General features: G+C 71.8%; 21 protein-coding genes. 12 read left to right on the forward strand and 9 right to left on the reverse strand.

Features of this window, described 5'->3' with window-relative positions:
* Nucleotides 1-79 precede the first annotated feature (79 nt).
* From Vse01_RS13500 to Vse01_RS29615, 3 genes are all read right to left on the reverse strand, one after another.
* Nucleotides 80-1,711, reverse strand: coding sequence for a RecQ family ATP-dependent DNA helicase (locus Vse01_RS13500; RefSeq protein WP_093404586.1), 1,632 nt, complete (start codon nt 1,709-1,711; stop codon nt 80-82).
* Nucleotides 1,712-1,758: 47 nt separating this feature from the next.
* Nucleotides 1,759-2,709, reverse strand: coding sequence for a TIGR03557 family F420-dependent LLM class oxidoreductase (locus Vse01_RS13505; protein ID WP_093404583.1), 951 nt, complete (start codon nt 2,707-2,709; stop codon nt 1,759-1,761).
* Between the two features lie 76 nt (nt 2,710-2,785).
* Nucleotides 2,786-2,908, reverse strand: a complete 123-nt coding sequence (locus Vse01_RS29615) for a hypothetical protein (protein ID WP_275415498.1) — start codon at nt 2,906-2,908, stop codon at nt 2,786-2,788.
* 213 nt (nt 2,909-3,121) lie between these two features.
* Between Vse01_RS29615 and Vse01_RS13510 the strand changes: the two genes are divergently transcribed.
* Complete coding sequence (locus tag Vse01_RS13510; protein ID WP_093404580.1) at nt 3,122-4,639, forward strand: glycoside hydrolase family 3 protein; 1,518 nt, start codon at nt 3,122-3,124, stop codon at nt 4,637-4,639.
* Here Vse01_RS13510 and Vse01_RS13515 read toward each other — a convergent pair.
* Entirely contained in the window at nt 4,623-4,904 is a 282-nt protein-coding gene (locus Vse01_RS13515) for a GNAT family N-acetyltransferase (RefSeq protein WP_232511256.1), read from the reverse strand. The two genes, Vse01_RS13510 and Vse01_RS13515, sit on opposite strands and share 17 nt — an antisense overlap.
* Nucleotides 4,905-4,976: 72 nt before the next feature.
* Between Vse01_RS13515 and Vse01_RS13520 the strand changes: the two genes are divergently transcribed.
* The 7 genes from Vse01_RS13520 to Vse01_RS13550 all read left to right on the forward strand — a co-directional run bounded on the left by Vse01_RS13520 (nt 4,977) and on the right by Vse01_RS13550 (nt 9,262).
* Complete coding sequence (locus Vse01_RS13520; protein WP_093404575.1) at nt 4,977-5,357, forward strand: hypothetical protein; 381 nt, start codon at nt 4,977-4,979, stop codon at nt 5,355-5,357.
* 59 nt (nt 5,358-5,416) lie between these two features.
* Nucleotides 5,417-6,238, forward strand: coding sequence for a DUF1206 domain-containing protein (locus Vse01_RS13525; protein ID WP_093404573.1), 822 nt, complete (start codon nt 5,417-5,419; stop codon nt 6,236-6,238).
* 137 nt (nt 6,239-6,375) lie between these two features.
* Nucleotides 6,376-7,590, forward strand: coding sequence for a mechanosensitive ion channel family protein (locus Vse01_RS13530; protein ID WP_093404570.1), 1,215 nt, complete (start codon nt 6,376-6,378; stop codon nt 7,588-7,590).
* A 147-nt stretch (nt 7,591-7,737) separates the two neighbouring features.
* The gene (locus Vse01_RS13535) at nt 7,738-8,190 is read left to right on the forward strand and encodes a phage holin family protein (RefSeq protein WP_093404568.1); all 453 of its coding nucleotides are present in this window, start codon (nt 7,738-7,740) and stop codon (nt 8,188-8,190) included.
* Nucleotides 8,187-8,498, forward strand: a complete 312-nt coding sequence (locus tag Vse01_RS13540; protein WP_093404565.1) for a DUF3618 domain-containing protein — start codon at nt 8,187-8,189, stop codon at nt 8,496-8,498. The genes Vse01_RS13535 and Vse01_RS13540 overlap by 4 nt, the downstream gene beginning before the upstream one ends.
* A complete protein-coding gene (locus Vse01_RS13545; RefSeq protein WP_093404563.1) occupies nt 8,495-8,767 on the forward strand; it encodes a DUF4235 domain-containing protein in 273 nt (90 codons plus the stop codon). Before Vse01_RS13540 ends, Vse01_RS13545 begins: the two co-directional genes overlap by 4 nt.
* Before the next feature lie 291 nt (nt 8,768-9,058).
* Nucleotides 9,059-9,262: a cold-shock protein gene (locus tag Vse01_RS13550; protein ID WP_011905669.1), complete on the forward strand. Its 204-nt coding sequence runs from the start codon at nt 9,059-9,061 to the stop codon at nt 9,260-9,262.
* Between the two features lie 106 nt (nt 9,263-9,368).
* Here the strand turns inward: Vse01_RS13550 and Vse01_RS13555 are convergent, their stop codons facing one another.
* Entirely contained in the window at nt 9,369-9,563 is a 195-nt protein-coding gene (locus Vse01_RS13555; RefSeq protein ID WP_093404560.1) for a hypothetical protein, read from the reverse strand.
* A 116-nt stretch (nt 9,564-9,679) separates the two neighbouring features.
* The gene (locus Vse01_RS13560) at nt 9,680-10,663 is read right to left on the reverse strand and encodes an aldo/keto reductase (protein WP_093404558.1); all 984 of its coding nucleotides are present in this window, start codon (nt 10,661-10,663) and stop codon (nt 9,680-9,682) included.
* Between the two features lie 94 nt (nt 10,664-10,757).
* On the opposite strand from Vse01_RS13560, the gene Vse01_RS13565 reads away from it, so the two are divergent.
* Nucleotides 10,758-11,549 carry a trans-aconitate 2-methyltransferase gene (locus Vse01_RS13565; protein WP_093404555.1) on the forward strand — a complete coding sequence of 264 codons (792 nt, stop codon included), beginning with the start codon at nt 10,758-10,760 and terminating at the stop codon, nt 11,547-11,549.
* Complete coding sequence (locus tag Vse01_RS13570; protein ID WP_093404553.1) at nt 11,546-12,571, forward strand: adenosine deaminase; 1,026 nt, start codon at nt 11,546-11,548, stop codon at nt 12,569-12,571. Before Vse01_RS13565 ends, Vse01_RS13570 begins: the two co-directional genes overlap by 4 nt.
* A gap of 292 nt (nt 12,572-12,863) precedes the next feature.
* Here the strand turns inward: Vse01_RS13570 and Vse01_RS13575 are convergent, their stop codons facing one another.
* Both Vse01_RS13575 and Vse01_RS13580 read right to left on the reverse strand, forming a co-directional pair.
* A complete protein-coding gene (locus Vse01_RS13575) occupies nt 12,864-14,267 on the reverse strand; it encodes a HAMP domain-containing sensor histidine kinase (RefSeq protein WP_170863431.1) in 1,404 nt (467 codons plus the stop codon).
* Between the two features lie 29 nt (nt 14,268-14,296).
* Complete coding sequence (locus Vse01_RS13580) at nt 14,297-14,986, reverse strand: response regulator transcription factor (RefSeq protein ID WP_093404550.1); 690 nt, start codon at nt 14,984-14,986, stop codon at nt 14,297-14,299.
* A gap of 75 nt (nt 14,987-15,061) precedes the next feature.
* On the opposite strand from Vse01_RS13580, the gene Vse01_RS13585 reads away from it, so the two are divergent.
* Nucleotides 15,062-15,982, forward strand: coding sequence for an ADP-ribosylglycohydrolase family protein (locus Vse01_RS13585; protein ID WP_093404546.1), 921 nt, complete (start codon nt 15,062-15,064; stop codon nt 15,980-15,982).
* Nucleotides 15,983-16,005: 23 nt separating this feature from the next.
* Here Vse01_RS13585 and Vse01_RS13590 read toward each other — a convergent pair whose 3' ends face one another.
* Nucleotides 16,006-16,881: a DUF1775 domain-containing protein gene (locus tag Vse01_RS13590; protein ID WP_170863430.1), complete on the reverse strand. Its 876-nt coding sequence runs from the start codon at nt 16,879-16,881 to the stop codon at nt 16,006-16,008.
* Between the two features lie 196 nt (nt 16,882-17,077).
* Between Vse01_RS13590 and thrS the strand changes: the two genes are divergently transcribed.
* Nucleotides 17,078-19,084, forward strand: coding sequence for a threonine--tRNA ligase (gene thrS / locus Vse01_RS13595; RefSeq protein ID WP_093404541.1), 2,007 nt, complete (start codon nt 17,078-17,080; stop codon nt 19,082-19,084).
* The last annotated feature ends 31 nt before the right edge of the window (nt 19,085-19,115 follow it).

The raw sequence follows: 19,115 nt of genomic DNA on the forward strand, positions 1-19,115 counted from the left end.
CCGGTGGCGGCCGGTCTGGTCTTTCCGCCCGACCCGGCCGGGCCCGACAGCCCCGGCCACCGGCAGCGGCCGGATCAGGTTAGTCCAGGGTGAGCAGACCCTGTTCGGACACCACGCTCACCGACAACGTCTTGTACCCGACCTCGTCGAACAGGACCGTCATCCGATCCTCCTCGTAGCTGAGCACCAGGCCGGAGCCCCACTCGGCGTGCCGCACCTGGCTGTGTACCGGGAACGGGCCGACCGAGCCGTCGTCGGGCACGCTGGTGCCGGCGTGGCAGTTGTCGCAGTGCCCGCAGATCTCGGTCATCTGCTCGCCGAAGTAGGCAAGCAACGTCTGTCCCCGGCAGGCGCTGGTCTCGGCGAAGGCGCGCATCATGTCGGTACGCGACCGGGTCAGGCTCTGCTGCCGTTCCGCCTCGGCCACCGCGGCCGCCGCCGCGTCGACCGGAGTGGGGGCGTAACGGGGTGCGCCGACGCGCTGTCCCGCCGCCTGCTGGGCGGCACCGACCTGTTCGAGCAGGGCGAGGTACTGCCCGAGCTTGCGCGGGCCGAGCCCGGTCACCTCGCGCAGCTCCTTGCGGGTGGTCGGCTCCTTGCGCAGCAACGCGGCCAGATCGCGCAGCTCGGTGGCGTCCGGCAGGCCACCGCTGAAGAAACGTTGCAGCCCGACGTCCTCGGCCTGCCAGAGCAACAGGACCCGGGCCGGCTCGCCGTCGCGACCGGCCCGGCCGATCTCCTGGAAGTAGCTGTCCGGCGAGTCGGGAAGTGCCATGTGCACCACCCAGGCGATGTTGGGCTTGTCGATGCCCATGCCGAACGCCGAGGTAGCCACCATGATCGGCACCTGGTCGGCGAGGAACGCCTCGTGCAGCCGGGCACGGGCGTTGGCCGGCATCCCGCCGTGGTAGTACTGCGCGGGATAGCCCGCGTCGGTCAGCCGGGCGGACAGTTCCTCGGCGGCGCGACGGGTGGGCACGTAGATGATGCCGGGCCGCTTGTCGTCGCGCAGCAGGGCGATCAGCCGCCGCCACCGGTAGTCCTCGGTAGGGCAGTGCGCCACCTCGAAGAAGAGGTTGGGCCGGTCCAGCCCCGACACCACGATCTCGGGCTTGCGCAGCCGCAGCCGGTCGACGATGTCGTCGCGTACCGGTGGGGAGGCGGTGGCGGTAAGCGCGACCACCGGTGGCCGGCCGATGCCGTCGATGAGCTGCCCGAGGGCGAGGTAGTCCGGGCGGAAGTCGTGGCCCCAGGCGGAGATGCAGTGCGCCTCGTCGATCGCCACCAGCGCCGGCTTGAGGTTCCGTACCTCGGCCAGCCGGTCGGGGTTGGCCAACTGCTCCGGAGTGATGAAGAGAAACTCGGCCCGCCCGTCGCGGATCTCGGCGATCGCCTCGGCCTGCTGGGCCGCGGTCTCGTCCGAGCTGATCCGGACCGCTCGCAGTTCCGGTCGCTGCCGCTCGTTGAGCGCGGCGATCTGGTCCTGCTGGAGTGCCAGCAGTGGTGAGATCACCACGGTCGGGCCGGGGATCAGGCTGGCCGGGATCTGGTAGATCGCCGACTTGCCGGCGCCGGTGGGTAGCACCACCAGGGCGTCGCGGCGGCGCATCACGGCCCGCATCGCGGCCAACTGGTTGGGCCGCAGAGCGGTCCAACCGAACAGGCTGCGCGCGGCGCGGCGCAACGACATCGAGTGCGTGGTCAGCTTCATCGAAGGCCGCAGGTACCCGGGAGCCTCCGCGCCGAAACCCGAGTTGATCAGCGCACCCGGGGAAGTACCTCGCGCTGGTACAGGTCGAGCAGCCCCGGCCAGTTCGGCCCGGTGTTGGCGACGTAGACCTCGTCGAAACCCGCCTTCGCGTACGCGTCGATCTTCGCCAGGTGGGCGTCGGCGTCGTTGCCGCAGACGAACGCCGCACGCATCGCCTCCGGATCCACAAGCGTGGCGGCCTGCTCGAAGTGCCGGGGCGAGGGCAGGACCTGGAGCAGCTCACCGGGGATCGCCTCGGTCGGCCAGCGCTCGTACGCCAGTCGCATGCCCTCCTCGACAGTCGACGCGTACGCGGCCTTGAAACCGGCCTGGCAGGGCTTGTCGCCCCCGCCGTTGTCCCGGAACCGGCGCACCAGGTCGGCGTCGGGCATGGTGTTGACGAACCCGTCGCCGATCCGCGCGGCCAGGTCCACCGCCTTCGGACCGAACGCGGAGACGTAGATCGGCGGGGGAGTCTCGGGCAGCGTGTAGATCCGGGCGTGCTCCACCCGGTAGTGCCGGCCGTGATGGTTGACGAAGCCGCCGCGCCACAGCTTGCGCATCACCTCGACCGCCTCCTCCAGCATCTCCAGCCGGACGCCGGCCTGCGGCCACGGGCCGCCGAGGATGTGCTCGTTGAGTGCCTCCCCGGAGCCCACCCCGAGGACGAACCGGCCAGAGTGCAGCACCGCGCTGGTCGCCGCGGCCTGGGCGAGCACCGCCGGGTGGATGCGTACGGTCGGGCAGGTGACGGCGGTGGTGACCGGCAGCCGGCAGACCTGGCTCAGCGCGCCGAGCATCGACCAGACGAAGGGGCTCTGCCCCTGGGCGTCGATCCAGGGGTGGTAGTGATCGGAAATCCACAGCGCCTCGAAGCCGGCCCGCTCGGCGGCCCGGGCCTGGTCGAGCAGTTCGGCCGGCGCGTACTCCTCGGTGGACAGGAAGTATCCGATCTTCATTTTCGCCCCTTCGGCCCCGCTGATGCCTGTGGGGCAGGCGGTACCCCGGCCGCCGCCGGTCACACCTGACGGGCGGTCAGCGGCGGAACATCGCGCGGATGGCGAGGAGCAGCAGCAGGCCGCCGACCACCAGGCCGAGCAGGCGTACGCCGGGGACGTCGGCCGGGCTCGTCGCGTCGGCCAGTAGCACGGGGTCCATACCCGCACTGTCGCGGTGCAGCGCTCCCAAGGCAACTGTAAGGTTTATTGACTATTGAGTGGCGCGGTGTGACCATGTCTGCACCGCCGGCCGGCGGGAGTCCACGGCGGAACACGCGGGGGTACAGCGCCGAATGAGCGAGCGGCAGCGAGCGAATCATCAATGCAGGGCGGTGGTGCCTCATGGCGGCACGCAGCGAAGCGGAGTGCCGTCATGAGCGAGCGGCAGCGCAACGCAAACCTGGCGGCCCTGGCGGCCGCGGTCCTGCAACCCGGTTTCGTGGGCACCGTCCCACCTGCCTGGATCTGCCGCTGGCTCGGCGACGGGCTCGGCTCGGTGGTGCTGTTCAGCCGTAACGTCGTCGATCCCGGGCAGGTCGCCGAGCTGACCGCGGCGCTGCGCGCGGAACGGCCGGACGTGATCGTCGCCATCGACGAGGAAGCGGGTGACGTGACCCGGATCGAGTCCGGCCGGGGCAGCTCCCGCCCGGGCAACCTGGCGCTCGGCGCGGTGGACGACCCGGCGCTGACCGAGCAGGTGGCCCGCGACCTCGGCGTGGAACTCGCCGCCGCCGGGATCACCCTGAACTACGCGCCGGACGTCGACGTCAACTCCAACCCGGACAACCCGGTGATCGGTGTCCGCTCGTTCGGCGCGGATCCGTCGCTTGTCGCCCGGCACACCACCGCCTGGGTACGCGGCCTGCAGTCCGGTGGCGTCGCCGCCTGCGCGAAGCACTTTCCCGGCCACGGTGACACCCGCGTCGACTCCCATCACGACCTGCCTCGCATCGACGCCGACCGGGCCCGGCTGCACGCGGTGGAACTGGCCCCGTTCCGGGCTGCCGTGGCGGCGGGCGTCCAGGCCGTGATGACCGGGCACCTGCTGGTGCCCGCGCTGGATCCCAACCTGCCGGCGACGCTTAGCGACCGCATCCTGGGTGGCCTGCTGCGCGAGGAGATGGGCTTCGACGGAGTCGTGGTGACCGACGCGGTGGAGATGGGCGCGGTGGCCGACCGCTACGGTTTCGCCGGTGCGGCGGTGCGTGCCCTGGCCGCCGGGGCGGACGCGATCTGTGTGGGCGGCGAGCACGCCGACGAGGAGACGGCCCGGCACCTGCGCGACGCGATCGTCGACGCGGTGGTCGCCGGTGAGCTGCCCGAGGAGCGGCTGGCCGAGGCGGCCAAGCGGGTTGGCCAACTCGCTGCCTGGACGGTGGCGGCGTGTGCCGCCCGTTCCGCGACGCCGGTCGCCACGGCCGGCTCGGCGGTCGGGCTGGCGGCGGCCCGGCTGGCCGTCCGGATCACCAGGTGCGGGGCCACGGCCACCTCGTTGCCGCTGACCGGCCCGTCGCACGTGGTCGAGTTCCAGCCGCCGCACAACATCGCGATCGGGTCGGAGACCCCCTGGGGGGTGGCGGCGCCGCTGGCCGACCTCGTGCCGGGCACCACGAGTGTCCGGTACGTCGAGAACTCGGTGCCGGCCGACCTGGCTGCCGCCGCCACCGGCCGGCCGCTGGTGCTGGTGGTGCGCGACCTGCACCGGCACGCCTGGATGCGGGACGCGGTCGACCGGGCGCTGGCCGTCCGCCCCGACGCGGTGGTCGTCGAACTCGGGGTGCCCGCGCTGGTCACCGGCGCGGTGCACGTCGCCACCCACGGCGCCACCCGGGCCGCCGGTCGGGCCGCGGCCGAGCTGCTCGCCGGCGGCGCCGTCAGTCCGGGCTGGTGACCAGGTCGGCGTACTCCGGGTGGCGTTCGATGAAGGCGGCCATGAACGGGCACCGTGGCACCACCCGCTGCCGCTGCGCGCGGACCTGGTCCAGGGTGCCCCGCATCAACGCCGAACCGACGCCCATGTTCTGGAAGGCCGAGTCGACCTCGGTGTGCGTGAAGATCAGCACCTGTTCGCGGGGCAGGTAGGCGGTGAAGCCGGCGAGCGCGTCGTCGACCAGGATCTCGTAGCGGTGTTTGGCGGGATTGTCCTCGACCAGCATGCTCACCCCTGCATTGTCCATCGCCGGTCGGACCGGCTGGTCGGTTCGCCGGGGTCTCGTACGCTTGACGGCGTGACGAACCGATCCCCCGCCGGCAAGCCCCCGCTCACCCCCCGCCGTGGCACCCCCACCCGACTCGCCGGCCTGCTGGCCGGTCTCGCGCTCGGCGCGGCCCTGCTGGCCGGGTGCAGCTCCGAGGGCGCCAGCACCGACTGCGGGCTGGACGCCTGCACGGTTACCTTCGACCGGGGCGTGGACGCCCGGGCCAACATCCTCGGCGTCGAGGCCCGTCTGGTCGAGGCACAGGACGACGTGGTCACCATCGAGGTGGGCGGCGAGCAGCTCTCCCTGACGGTCGGCCAGCAGGCGGCCGACGTCGGTGGTCTCGCGGTCACCCTGGACAGCGTCACCGACAGCGAGGTGAAGGTCCGCATCGCCCGTAACGGCGGCTGATGGCGTCCGGGCGGCGGCCAGCACGTTTGGAAATCTTCGCGTTCGGAGATTGAGGCGCCATGCCTCTTACCCGGAACGCCGAAGCCACCGCCGCCCGTACGGCCGACAGCCGGTGGCTGGAACTCCTCGCCCGGGCCGGTTTCATCGGCTACGGGATCGTGCACCTGCTGTTCGGCTGGCTGGCGCTGCAGATCGCGTTCGGCAATTCGTCCGACGACGGCGACCAGTCCGGCGCGCTGCGTACCCTCGCCGCGCAACCCATGGGTCAGTTCCTGGTCATCGCCATCGCCGTGGGCATGCTCGCCATGGCGATCTGGCAGGCCCTGGAGGCGGCCGTCGGGCACCACACCGAGCGGGGTAACGACCGGCTCAAGGAGCGGATCATCTCCGCCGCCCGCACCGTCATCTACCTCTGGCTGGCCTGGACCGCCTGGCGGGTCTTCTCCAACGCCAACTCCGACAGCGCCTCCCAGCAGGAGGACCTGACCGCCCGGATGATGGAGTCCACCGGCGGTCGGTGGTTGGTCGGCCTCGCCGGCCTCGTCCTCGCGGGCATTGGTGTCGGCATGACGATCTACGGCCTCAAGAAGAAGTTCATGAAGCGGTTGAAGACCGGCGAGATGAACGCCAAGACCCGGCAGCTCGCCCGTCGGCTCGGCATGGCCGGCTACGCCTCCCGGGGTGTCGCCTTCGCCGTCACCGGCCTGCTGGTCATACTGGCCGCAGTGAACTACGACCCGGAGAAGGCCCGCGGTCTGGACGCCGCGCTTCGGACCCTGCGTGACCAGTCGTTCGGCACCATCCTGCTCATCCTCATCGCGCTGGGTATCGCCGCCTTCGGCGTCTACTGCTTCCTCCAGTCCCGCTACCGCAAGGTATGACCTTCTCCTCCCCGGCCACCCCCGCGGTGGCCGGGGCCGGCAATCCAGGGCACCATTGCCCCTTGCCGGATCTTGATTGCCCGCACGCCGGACACCACCACCGGGGATCGTCGTCGGGCCGGAAGGAGAAGCAACACGTGCACAGCTACCTCGTGACGGTCGTCGCCGCGCTCGCCGCGGCGGCGATCGCTCTTGCCGTGGTCGAGGTGGTGCACCGCCTCACCCGTCGCTGGGGCCGCAAGTCACTGCTGCTGACCGAGTTGACCCAGCACGCGCACCGCTCGTTCCAGGTCGCCGCCACGGTGCTCGCCGTGCAGTTCGCCGTCCGGTTCAGCACCGGGTACGCGATCGGCACCGGCTGGCGTCAGGCACTGCTGCACCTGCTGGTGCTCGCCGTCATCGCCACCGCGGCCTGGCTGGTCGCCTCGCTGCTGGTGGTGGTGGAGGACACCGCGCTCGCCCGGTTCCGGGTGGACGTGCCGGACAACCGGCACGCCCGGCGGGTACGCACGCAGGTGGTGATGCTGCGTCGGGTGACCATCGTGGTGATCGTCGTCATCACCCTCGGCGTGATGCTGATGACCTTCCCCGCCGTGCGGGGGATCGGTGCCGGTGTGTTGACCAGCGCCGGTGTGGTCGGTGTCGTCGCCGCCCTGGCCGCGCAGAGCCTGCTGGGCAACGTCTTCGCCGGCCTGCAACTCGCCTTCAGCGACGCGGTACGCCTCGACGACGTGGTGGTGATCGAGGGGGAGTGGGGTCGGATCGAGGAGTTGACCCTCAGCTACGTGGTGGTGCAGATCTGGGACGACCGGCGGTTGATCCTGCCCACCTCCTACTTCACCAGCAAGCCGTTCCAGAACTGGACCCGTACCGAGGCGAAGGTCCTGGGCACCGCCGAGTTCGAGGTCGACTGGTCGATCCCGGTGCAGGCCATGCGCGAGGAGCTACGCCGGCTGGTCGAGAGCACCGAACTGTGGGACGGCCGGGTCTGTGTCCTCCAGGTCACCGACGCGACCGGCGGGACGATCAAGGTTCGCGCGCTGGTGAGTGCCGCCAACGCGGGCGCGCTGTGGGACCTGCGCTGCCTCGTGCGGGAGCAGCTGGTGGCGTGGGTACGCGATCACCGTCCCACCGCGATGCCCCGACTGCGTACGGAGGTCGGCGACGGCGCGAGCGACCTGGCGTGGCAGTGGATCCAGCCGCGCCACGCGACGCGGCGACAGGCCGAGGCCGAGATGCCCGACGACGCCCGGCTCTTCGGTGGCAGCGACGACGGCCACGCCCGCAACGAGGCCTTCGTCGGCCCGGACGAGCCCGCCGAACCTCGGGAGCCCGCCGAACCTCGCCGCTGACCACCTCGTTATCCACTCGGATGTGGAGGTTTGGCGCGGCGTTCGGCGGGGACGTGCTGCCCGACGCTTCTGCCCCCTTTTTCGGGAACAGGATTGACGAGCGGCGACTCCGGGCATACAGCGCGGTGATGACGAGAGGGGGACAGCATGGCTGACGTGGCGAATGCCCGTAAGTCCCACAACGGGCGCATGTCCCACAACGGGACGGAGCCGTCCACCGCCGAACTGGTCCAGCGGGCGACCGAGCAGGTCTCGCGCCTGGTTCGGGACGAACTCGCACTGGCCCGCGCCGAGCTGACCGAGAAGGGTAAGCAGGCCGGCATCGGTGCCGGGCTGTTCGCAGGCGGTGGCGCCCTCGCCTTCTTCGGTCTGGGGGCACTGGTGACCGCCGCGATCCTCCTGCTGGCCCTGGTGCTGCCGGCGTGGGCAGCCGCCCTGATCGTGGCGGTGGCCCTGTTCCTGGTCGCCGGAGTGCTCGCGCTGATCGGCAAGCGCCGGGTCAGTCGCGCGGTCCCGCCGGTGCCCGAGGCGACCGTGCGCAGCCTGCGAGCCGACGTCGACGTGGTCAGCGCTGCGGTGAAGGACAGGGGACGGGCATGACAGGCAACGGTACGGGTGACACGGAGGCGCTGCGGGAGGAGATCCGGCGCACCCGCGTCGAGTTGGGCGAGACGATGGAGGCGCTGGCCGCCAAGGCCGACGTCAAGAAGCGACTGAAGTCCTCGGCGGACCAGGCACGCGAGCGGGTACGTGAGCAGGCTGCGGTGACCGTCGCCCGGGTACGCGCCCAGGCCGGTCTCCACCAGCAGGGACCGGGTCGGCAGGGGCCCGCTCCGTTCATCGCGCTCGCGGCCGGTGCGGTCGCCACCGCCGTGGTGTTGATGATCATTAGAGGGAGGCGTGCGTGAGCAAGGGAATCGGCAGGGCCGCCTACAAGCCGGTGGGCGTGCTGATGGGCTTCGCCGCCGGTGCGATCGCGGGCGCGGTCTTCCGCCAGGTGTGGAAGATGACCGCCGGTGACGGTGAGGCGCCCAACCCGACCGACGAGGACCGCCGCTGGGGGGAGATCCTGGCGGCGGCTGCCTTGCAGGGAGCCATTTTCTCGGTCGTCCGGGCGGCCGTCGACCGAGGTGGTGCGGTCGGCGTCCGCCGGATCACCGGTAGCTGGCCGGACTGAACGTCCATGCCAAGGCCCTCTCACCAGTTGCCGGTGAGGGGGCCTTTCGCCTTATCCCACCGCCTCCGCCCACGACGGATCTCACGCATCCCTCAGGTCACATGTCGGAGAATTTCGTCGGTTAGGCTGTGCAGAGTTTTTGCGTACGTGGTTAAGCTGTTCCACGCTGTTGAGAGATGGCGTGGGTTGAGAGAAGTCTCCTTCATTGGGGGCCGCCTCAGGCACCGCTGCTCAAAAACGGCCAACCGGCCGCACGGTGTGCTCGGCCGCCAGTTTTAGAAGGAGATACACATGGCGCAGGGAACCGTGAAGTGGTTCAACGCTGACAAGGGCTTCGGCTTCATCACCGTCGACGGCGGGGGTGCTGACGTGTTCGTCCACTTCTCGGCCATCCAGACCAGCGGCTACCGCACGCTGGAGGAGAACCAGCGGGTGGAGTTCGAAATCGCCCAGGGCCAGAAGGGTCCGCAGGCCGAGCAGGTCCGCCCCCTCTGAGGCACCGGTCGGCGACCGCCGGCCAGTGGCGAGGCAGTCCCGAATCAGTGCGAAGCCCCGCGTCCCGGATGGACGCGGGGCTTTCCGCATGATTGGTGCGTTGGCCTCAACGGCGGTTGCGGGCGCGTACGCCGAGCCAGAGCAGGGCCAGACCGACAAGGATCAGCAACGGACCGAGTACCGCCCAGATCCGCTGGCCGGTCATCACGCTGCCCTCGACGTAACCGAGGCCCTGCACCGTCCACACCGCACCCACGACCACGGCCAGCAGACCGAGTGTGAGTCGGAGCCAACCGTTCATCGCGGTCTCCCTCTGCTGTGGCCCGCCACCTGGCTGCGCGCCGCCGGGCGCACCGGTGGGGCCGCCGGACGGGCCGCCGCCGGGCGCACCGGTGGGGCCGCCGCCGGGCGCGCCGCTCACCATCGGTGGTGCACCTGGGGTCGGATCAGGTCGTCGTAGACCGCCGCCACCTCGGCAAGTTCCTCAGAGGACAGTGCTGGCTGGCCGGCCACGGCGGCGTTGCCGCGGGCCTGAGTGGCGTCGCGGGCGCCCGGAATGACCACGGTGACGCCCGGTTGGTCGAGCACCCAGCGCAGCGCGAACTGGGCCATCGTGCGGTCCTCGCCGACCAGCGGGGCGATCCGTCGCACGGCGGCCAGGCCGGTGGTGAAGTCCACCCCGGAGAACGTCTCGCCGACGTCGAACGCCTCGCCGTGCCGGTTGTAGTTGCGGTGGTCGTCGGCGGCGAAGGTGGTGTGCTCGTCGTACCGGCCGGAGAGCAGGCCACTGGCCAGCGGGACGCGGGCGATGATGCCGACCCCGGCGGCCGAGGCGGCCGGCAGCACGCGTTCGAGCGGCTTGTGCCGCAGCGCGTTGAGGATGATCTGCACGCTGGCCACCCCGGGCCGGGCGATCGCGGTGAGCGCCTCGTCGCAGGTCTCCACGCTGACGCCGTACGCGGCGATCCGCTTCTCGGCCACCAGGGTGTCGAGGGCGTCGAAGACCTCGTCGGTGGCGAAGACGGCCGTCGGCGGGCAGTGCAGCTGCACCAGGTCCAGCGTGTCCATGCCGAGGTTGGTCCGGGACCTGTCGGTCCACCGGCGGAAGTTGTCCAGGGTGTACGCCTCGGGCGTCTGCGCCACCCGTCGGCCCATCTTGGTCGCCACCGTCAGCCCGGCGTCGGGGTGCGCCGCCAGGAAGCGTCCGATCAGCTGTTCGCTGCGCCCGTCGCCGTAGACGTCGGCGGTGTCCAGGAAGGTGACCCCGGCCTCGACCGCGGCGGTCAGCACCGCGATCGCGTCGTCCTCGGTCACCGTGCCCCAGTCGGCGCCGAGCTGCCAGGCGCCGAGCCCGACCACACCGACCTGGCGATCCATTCGGGGGAACGTGCGTTGCTCCATGAGGTGAGCCTAGTGACCCGGCTTGCCTCCGGCACGGGCCGGGCCGTACGGTCAACAAGACGGACGTACGGTTTGCGATGGGGGTGGGGCGGTCATGTGGGATCCGACGGCATACCTGCGCTACGGCGACGAACGGTCCCGGCCCTTCCACGACCTGCTGGCCCGGGTGGACGCCGACCACCCCCGGCGGGTGGTCGACCTCGGCTGCGGTCCCGGCACCCTCACCGCCGTGCTCGCCGCCCGCTGGCCGGACAGCCGGGTCGTCGGCCTGGACTCCTCGCCGGAGATGATCGCGCGGGCCACCGCGCTTGACGTCCCGGTCAGCTTCCAGGTGGCTGACGTCCGCGACTGGCGTCCCGACCCGGACAACGACGTGGTGCTCAGCAACGCGGTGCTCCAGTGGGTCCCCGGCCACCGTGACCTGCTCGTCCGCTGGGCCACCGAGCTGCCGGCCGGCGCCTGGCTGGCGGTGCAGGTGCCGGGAAACTTCGACGCGCCCTCGCACCGGGCGCTGCGCGAGGTCGCCGGCCACCCGCCGTGGCGGGCGGCGTTGACCCCGCTGCTGCGCGAAGCGCCGGTCGCCGACCCGGCCGACTACGCCGAGTCGCTGGTCGCCGTCGGCTGCACCGTCGACGCCTGGGAGACTACCTACGTGCACCTGCTGGCGGCCGGTCCCGACTCGGCCCACCCCGTGCTGACCTGGCTGGAGGGCACCGCCCTGCGCCCGGTCCGAGCCGCGCTGGACGCCGCCGGCTGGTCCGCCTTCCGGGCCGCGCTGGCGGTACGCCTGAGCGAGGCGTACCCGGTGCGGCACGGCCAGGTGTACTTCCCGTTCCGACGGATCTTTCTCGTCGCCCGTACCGGTTCCGCCCAGGAGAACTCGTGACCGACCTGCGTTCCTTCATCGCCGGACTGCCCAAGGTGGAGCTGCACGTGCACCACGTCGGCTCCGCCTCGCCCCGCATCGTGGCCGAGCTGGCCGCCCGGCACGAGGGACGCAGCCCCGTCCCGGCGGACCCGCAACTGCTTGCCGACTACTTCGTCTTCCGCGACTTCGCCCACTTCATCGATCTGTACCTCAGCGTGGTCGACCTGATTCGCGACCCGGAGGACGTCTGGATCCTCACCCACGAGGTGGCCCGGGAACTGGCCCGCCAGCAGGTCCGCTACGCCGAGCTGACCGTGACGCCCTACTCCCACGTACGGCGCGGCATTGCGGCGCTGGCGTTCTGCGAGGCGATCGAGGACGCCCGCAAACGGGCCGCCGCCGACTTCGGCATCGAGCTGCGCTGGTGCTTCGACATTCCCGGCGAAGCGGGCCTGCCGGCCGCCGAGGAGACCCTGCGGATCGCGCTCGACGAGCGCCCCGACGGGTTGATCAGCTTCGGCCTCGGCGGCCCGGAGATCGGTGTGCCGAGGCCGCAGTTCAAGCCCTACTTCGACCAGGCCCGCGCGGCCGGGCTGCGGTCGGTGCCGCACGCCGGGGAGACCACCGGCCCGCAGACGATCTGGGACGCGCTGCACGAGCTGGGCGCCGAACGCATCGGCCACGGCATCTCCGCCGCGCAGGATCCGCGACTGCTCGCGTACCTGGCCGAGCAACAGATCGCGCTGGAGGTCTGCCCGACGTCGAACGTGCGTACCCGGGCCGTGGCCGACCTCGACGAGCACCCGCTGCGCCGGCTGGTCGACGCGGGAGTGCTGGTGACCATCAACTCCGACGACCCGCCGATGTTCGGCACCACCCTGGACGACGAGTACGCGGTCGCGGCCCGGCTGCTCGACATCGGCCCGGACGGGGTGGCCGCGCTGGCCCGTAACGCGGTGACCGCGTCCTTCCTCGACGGGACCGGCAAGCAGCGGATCCTCGCCGAGATCGACACCTACCTCGCCAACCGGCGCGGCTGACGCCGCCGCACCCTGCGGCGGGTGCGGGGTCGCTGCCCCCCGACGGTCAGCTCGACCGCGTCCGGCCAGGTGGCGCGCGGCGGGAGGAGGTGTGGGGGGACCGTGTCTCCCGCCGCGCGCACGGCTCCACCGGCCGAATGCGCTGGGAGCGATAGGCCGGTGGAACTGCTCGGTTCGCAGCGATCCTGTCAGCCGGACCGGTCGGGCGGAACCTGGTTAATTCGGATCTAAGAAAGACTTGTGCCGTCGCACAGCCCGAGGCGATCGGCTCCCTACCCGGAGCGCCTGACGGTCAGCCGTCCGTCGGGCGCTGCCGGGGCCAGCGGCGTCCACGGGCCTTCTGGTCCCGACTCTCCCGCGCCATCCGGCCCACCAGGCCGAACCGGCTGACCTGGCGCGGCGTAGCCTCCGGGTCGGCCAGCAGCATCACCACACTCGCCCCGCCCAGGTGGGCCCGGTCGATGCTGACCGAGCCGTTGGCCTGCAACGCCACCCGCTTGGCGATGTCCAGCCCCAACCCGGTGGAGCCCTGGTCGCTGGCGCCGCGTCGCAGCGCCCGGTCCGGGTTGGCGATACCGGGACCGGCATCGTCGATCCGGATGGCCACGTATCCGTCGCGGCGCGACACCGCCACCTCGAACGCGGTGCCCTGTGGGGTGTAGCGGAACACGTTGCCGATCACGGCGTCCAGGGCGGCAGCCAGCTCGGCGCGGGGGACCGGCGCGGGAATACGCAACTGGGCGCCGGAGACCCGGTGCGGACGGTTCTGGTCACCGGCGAGGGCGGCCCAGAACACCATCCGGTCCCGGACGACCTCGCTCACGTCGCACATCGCCGGTGGCGCGGCCTCGGTCGCCACCGCCTTACGGGTGGTCTTGATCAGTACGTCGATCTCACCCTCCAGGGTGACGATCGCCTGCCGGATGCGTCGGATGCCGCGCCGGTAGTCCAACTCTGCCTGACTGAACGAGCCGACACTCGTGTCGTCGGACTCCAGCGCCTCGGCGTCCAGCCGCAGCACGGTCAACGGGGTACGCAGCCGGTGGGACAGGTCCGCCACCAGTTCCCGCTCCTCGGTGCGCGCCGCCACCAACCGTTCCGCCATCCGGTTGAACGCGTGGCCGGCCTGGACCAGCTCGCGCGGGCCATGCGGCTCCACGCGTACCCCCAGGTCGCCGTCGCCGATGGCGAGCGACGCCTTGACCAGGGCCCGGCTCGCGTCGGCCGCCCGGGCGGCGAGCCGGTCCACCACCAGCATCGCGGCACCCACCAACGCGACGGCCACCCCGGCCAGCAGCAACCACCGGCCGCCACCGGCGTCGAGCGCGGCATCCGGGACGAAGACCTCCACCACGGCGGTCTGCTCGCCAAGCACCACCGGATCCAGCCGCAACACCCCGCCGTCGACGTCGACGACCAACGATCGGCCCTGCTCCCGGGCCTGCGCCAGGTGCGCCGCGTCGGCCCGTCCGGCGGAGGAGTCCACGTCGAGCCCGTGCACGACGGGCCGGGTGGCCGGGTCGCCGCCGCTGGCCTCGATCGCCCGGGTGACCACCTTCGCGTCGGTGCTGATCGCCAGGGCCCCGGTCACCAGCGCGCTGCGCCGGGCCGCGTCGGCGATCGCTTCCTCGCGTGCCTGCCCGCCGAGGGTCAGCCCGAGCGGCACGAGGAAAGCCAGCGCCAGCAGAGTGCCCACACCGGCCGTCCAGAGGGCCAGCGCCCTTCTCAGTCCGGCGCCACCAGCCGGAAGCCCACCCCCCGCACGGTGCGCAGGTAGCGCGGCTTCGCCGCGGACTCGCCCATTTTGCGCCGTAGCCAGTACAGGTGAACGTCGATGGTCTGATCCTCGCCGACCGATGGCTGCCGCCATACCTCCTCCAAGAGTTCCCGCCGGGACACTACCCGGCCAGGGCGGGCGGCGAGATACGCCAGCAGGTCGAATTCCTTGCGGGTCAGCGCCAGCGCCGCACCGTCGAGGTGGGCGCTGCGCTCGCCGACGTCCACCTTCAGCCCGCCGACGCTGTGCACGGCCGGCTGGGCGGAGCGGCTGGCCCGGCCCGCGCGGCGCAGCACGGTGGTGATTCGGGCGTCCAGGTGCGCGCCGGTGAACGGCTTGATCATGTAGTCGTCCGCGCCGGCCCGGAGCAGCTTGACCACGGACTGCTCGTCGTCGCGGGCGGTGGCGATGATGATCGGCACGTCGGTGATGCCCCGGAGCATCCGCAACGCGTCCGAGCCGTCCAGATCCGGCAGGCCGAGGTCGAGCACCACCAGGTCCGGTGTCTCGGCGGCAACCCGGCGCAGCGCGTCCAGGGCGGTGCCCACCGCGTGTACGGCGTGACCCCGGTCGGTGAGGGAGCGAAGCATCGCGCCGCGTACGACGTGATCGTCTTCGACCAGGAGGACGGTGGCCACCCAAGCACGGTACTCGGGGCGGCAAGTGTGGCGTCATTGCGGCCCACCCCGGGTACCCGCCAAGCTGGTGCGACAATGACGTTCACCCTCTATCCGGACACCCGCCTGGCCCTGGCCCGGGACAGCCTCGCCGGCCTGTCCGTCGGCGACGCCCTCGGCTCCCAGTTCTTCGTACCCGGCCGGCACCCCGCCGACCTGGCCGCCGACCGGCTCCCGCCACCGCCCTGGCAGTGGACCGACGACACCGAGATGGCCTGCTCGGTGCTGGCCCAGTTGGCCGCGGCCGGCCGGATCGACCGGGACAGCCTGGCCCTCGACTTCGCCGGACGCTGCGAGCCCTACCGCGGCTACGGCCCCGGAGCGGTGCGCATCCTGCGCCTGATCCGGACCGGCACCCCGTGGCCGGTCGCTGCCGCGTCCGCGTTCGACGGGCAGGGCTCCTGCGGCAACGGGGCGGCGATGCGGGTCGCCCCGTTGGGTGCGTACTTCGCCGACTCGACCAGCCGGGTGGTCGCGCAGGCACAGGCATCGGCCGAGGTGACCCACGCCCACCCGGAGGGGATCGCCGGTGCCGTGGCGGTGGCGGTGGCCGCCGCCCGAGCCGCCCGGGCCCGGCTGGAGGGCGACCGGCCGGACCCGGAGCGCCTGCTCGCCAGCGTCGCCGCCGCGGTCGACCCGGCGACCGAGGTGCACCGGGGGGTACGCCGGGCGGCGGGGCTGCTCGGCCGTCCGCTGCCGGAGGCGGTGGACACGCTCGGCAACGGGTCCCGCGTCACCGCGCCGGACACCGTCGCCTTCACCTGCTGGGTCGCCGCCACCCACCTGGACGACTACCCGGCCGCGGTACGCGCCTGCGTCGAGGCGGGTGGTGACGTGGACACCACCGCCGCCATCGCCGGGGGGATCGTCGCCGCGTACACCGGGGTCGCCACCGACGGCGGGGTGCCCGCCGACTGGCTGGCCGCCCGGGAGCCGCTACCCGACTGGGTCGGCTGACCCGGACGTGCCGCGCCCGCCGTTCACCGCCGGGCGCCCGCCTCGACCGTCTCGGAACCGGCACCCGTGGGCGTTCCCGCCGCACCGGAGTCGTCCGCCTCGGCGTTGGCTGCCGGCTGCTCGCCGGGCCGCTCCTCGTCGAGCACCGAACGGTCGATCTCCTCGGTCGTCGCGCGCCGTCGGCGGCTGATCAGCCAACCCACCACCGCGCCGCCGCCGAGGCCGGCGACCAGCCCGGCGGCGAGCAGGCTGTTGGCGTTCGGACCACCGTCGGAGGTGGCGGTGGTGGTGGGCGGAGCCTCGGCGGGCGCTGCGCCGCCGGGGGCCGCACCGTGCCCACCGTGCGCACCCGGGTAGGCCGGATCGCCCGGCAGCAGCGTCAGCGCCGGCAACGGCCGTTGGCCGGGGCCGCCGCCCCAGCGCACCTGGAGGCCGTCGGCGTACGTCTGCACCAGCTCGAAGGTCAGCCGTTCGGTCTGCGGCAGCGGGGCCATCGAGAACACCAGCCGGGCCGGCCCCTCGCCCGCCTGGTCCTTCGCCCGCGACCAGATCAGCGAGGCGGTCACCACGTCGGTGGCCGGGCCGTGCATGCCGGACACCGGCCGGTCCAGCTTCCGGGTGGTGATCGTCGGTGCCCAGCCCTCGACCGACAGCGGGTACACCTCGGCGATCGGCGGGTTCTCGGGGATCTTGATTTCGATCTGTTCGGTCCGGACACCGGGCCGTTCGTCGGGCACCACGAATTCGAGTTTCACCGCGTTGCCCTGCTGAGCCTCGGCCGGGGTGAACGTCACCCCGTCGGCCCACGCCGTGGCGGGCCAGAGCAGCACCACGGCCGTGGCCAGGGCGGCCACCAGCACGCCCCGGCGTCGACGGCTGCGGCCGTGCGTCATCGCCATCTGGGTTCCCATCCGTGTCCACGCGGCCGGAACCGGCTCCGGCCACACCTGGTAGTTCGGATCCCGGGCCGGAAAGGTTCAACGGTGCCGGCAATCGTCTGCTGTCGGTGTCGACGACGGCGACGCCCGGGGCGCCCGATAGCATCAGTGCGCCGGCATCGGCACCATCCGTCACGTCTGCTGCGAGGAGTCATCCGTGTCCGCACCCCGTACCCCCGCCGTGGCCGACCCCGTCGTCGTCGCCGCCGGGACCACGGCGGCCGACGCGGTGGCCGCGGCCGGGCTGCCCACCAACGGCCCCCGGGCGATCGTGGTGGTCCGCGACCCGCACGGCGTGCTGCGCGACCTGGACTGGCGACCGGCCGAGGAGACGACCGTCGAGCCGGTCGCGCTGGACTCCCCGGACGGGCTGAACGTGCTGCGCCACTCCACGGCCCACGTGCTGGCCCAGGCGGTGCAGGACATCTTCCCCGAGGCGAAGCTCGGCATCGGCCCGCCGATCGACAACGGCTTCTACTACGACTTCGCGGTGGACAAGCCGTTCCAGCCCGACGACCTGGCCAAGCTGGAAAAGCGGATGCAGGAGATCATCAAGTCGGGGCAGCGGTTCCGGCGTCGCCGCTTCGACAGCCTGGACGAGGCGAAGACCGAGCTGGCGGCCGAGCCGTTCAAGCTGGAGCTGATCGACGTCAAGGGCGAAGGACTGGATTCCTCCGAGGTGATGGAGGTCGGCGGCGGCGAGCTGACCATCTACGACAACCTCGCCGCCGACGAGGACAAGGTCTGCTGGTCGGATCTGTGCCGGGGGCCGCACCTGCCCAACACCCGGCTGATCGGCGCGTTCAAGCTGATGCGCTCGGCCGCCGCGTACTGGCGTGGGTCGGAGAAGAACCCGCAGTTGCAGCGGGTGTACGGCACCGCGTGGCCGACCCGCGACGGGTTGAAGGCGTACCTGAAGCTGCTGGAGGAGGCCGCCCGCCGCGACCACCGCAAGCTCGGCGCGGACCTCGACCTGTTCAGCTTCCCCGACGAGATCGGCTCGGGCCTCGCGGTCTTCCACCCCAAGGGCGGCATCATCCGCCGGGAACTGGAGGACTACTCGCGTCGCCGGCACGAGGAGGCGGGGTACGAGTTCGTCAACAGCCCGCACATCACCAAGGCGCAGCTCTTCCAGACCTCGGGCCACCTGCCGTACTACGCCGACACGATGTTCCCGCCCATGCAGTTGGAGGGGGCGGAGTACTACCTCAAGGCGATGAACTGCCCGATGCACAACCTGATCTTCCGGTCGCGCGGACGGTCCTACCGCGAACTGCCGCTGCGGCTGTTCGAGTTCGGCACCGTCTACCGCTACGAGAAGTCGGGTGTGGTGCACGGCCTCACCCGGGTACGCGGGCTGACCCAGGACGACTCGCACATCTACTGCACCCGGGAGCAGATGCCCGGCGAGCTGACCACCCTGCTGTCGTTCGTGCTGGACCTGCTGCGTGACTACGGCCTGGACGACTTCTACCTGGAGCTGTCCACCCGCGACGACTCGCCGAAGTTCATCGGCTCGGACGCGGACTGGGCCGAGGCCACCGAGGCGCTGCGCACCGCCGCCGAGACCTCCGGCCTGGAACTGGTGCCGGATCCGGGTGGCGCCGCGTTCTACGGTCCCAAGATCTCTGTGCAGGCCAAGGACGCCATCGGCCGGACCTGGCAGATGTCCACCATCCAGGTCGACTTCAACCAGCCGGAGCGGTTCGGCCTGGAGTACCAGGCCGCCGACGGCACCCGGCAGCGGCCCGTCATGATCCACCGGGCGCTCTTCGGTTCGATCGAGCGGTTCTTCGGCGTGCTCACCGAGCACTACGCGGGGGCGTTCCCGGCCTGGCTGGCCCCGGTGCAGGTGGTCGGCATCCCGATCCGCGACGACCACGCCGACTATCTGCACGGCTTCGTCGCCGCGCTGCGCGCCGAGGGCATCCGGGCCCAGGTCGACGCCGGTGACGAGCGGATGCAGAAGAAGATCCGTACGGCGCAGCAGCAGAAGATCCCCTTCATGGTGATCGCCGGCGACGACGACGTGGCCGCCGGCACCGTCTCCTTCCGCTACCGGGACGGCTCCCAGCGCAACGGGGTGCCACTGGCCGAGGCGGTCAGCCACGTCCTGGACGTGGTCACCTCCCGGAGCAACACGGGCCCCTCCGCCGAGATGTGACGGCCGGGCGGGGCCGTAGGATCGCCGGTGT

This window comes from Micromonospora sediminimaris (assembly GCF_016863575.1).
GTDB classification, from domain to species: domain Bacteria; phylum Actinomycetota; class Actinomycetes; order Mycobacteriales; family Micromonosporaceae; genus Micromonospora; species Micromonospora sediminimaris.

Bases quoted from the DNA above. Each gene is read 5' to 3' on its own strand.
- Vse01_RS13500 (WP_093404586.1), bottom strand. From the start codon at position 1,711: ATGAAGCTGACCACGCACTCGATGTCGTTGCGCCGCGCCGCGCGCAGC.
- Vse01_RS13505 (WP_093404583.1), bottom strand. From the start codon at position 2,709: ATGAAGATCGGATACTTCCTGTCCACCGAGGAGTACGCGCCGGCCGAA.
- Vse01_RS29615 (WP_275415498.1), bottom strand. From the start codon at position 2,908: ATGGACCCCGTGCTACTGGCCGACGCGACGAGCCCGGCCGACGTCCCC.
- Vse01_RS13510 (WP_093404580.1), top strand. From the start codon at position 3,122: ATGAGCGAGCGGCAGCGCAACGCAAACCTGGCGGCCCTGGCGGCCGCG.
- Vse01_RS13515 (WP_232511256.1), bottom strand. From the start codon at position 4,904: ATGCTGGTCGAGGACAATCCCGCCAAACACCGCTACGAGATCCTGGTC.
- Vse01_RS13525 (WP_093404573.1), top strand. From the start codon at position 5,417: ATGCCTCTTACCCGGAACGCCGAAGCCACCGCCGCCCGTACGGCCGAC.
- Vse01_RS13535 (WP_093404568.1), top strand. From the start codon at position 7,738: ATGGCTGACGTGGCGAATGCCCGTAAGTCCCACAACGGGCGCATGTCC.
- Vse01_RS13540 (WP_093404565.1), top strand. From the start codon at position 8,187: ATGACAGGCAACGGTACGGGTGACACGGAGGCGCTGCGGGAGGAGATC.
- Vse01_RS13550 (WP_011905669.1), top strand. From the start codon at position 9,059: ATGGCGCAGGGAACCGTGAAGTGGTTCAACGCTGACAAGGGCTTCGGC.
- Vse01_RS13555 (WP_093404560.1), bottom strand. From the start codon at position 9,563: ATGAACGGTTGGCTCCGACTCACACTCGGTCTGCTGGCCGTGGTCGTG.
- Vse01_RS13560 (WP_093404558.1), bottom strand. From the start codon at position 10,663: ATGGAGCAACGCACGTTCCCCCGAATGGATCGCCAGGTCGGTGTGGTC.
- Vse01_RS13565 (WP_093404555.1), top strand. From the start codon at position 10,758: ATGTGGGATCCGACGGCATACCTGCGCTACGGCGACGAACGGTCCCGG.
- Vse01_RS13585 (WP_093404546.1), top strand. From the start codon at position 15,062: ATGACGTTCACCCTCTATCCGGACACCCGCCTGGCCCTGGCCCGGGAC.
- Vse01_RS13590 (WP_170863430.1), bottom strand. From the start codon at position 16,881: ATGGCGATGACGCACGGCCGCAGCCGTCGACGCCGGGGCGTGCTGGTG.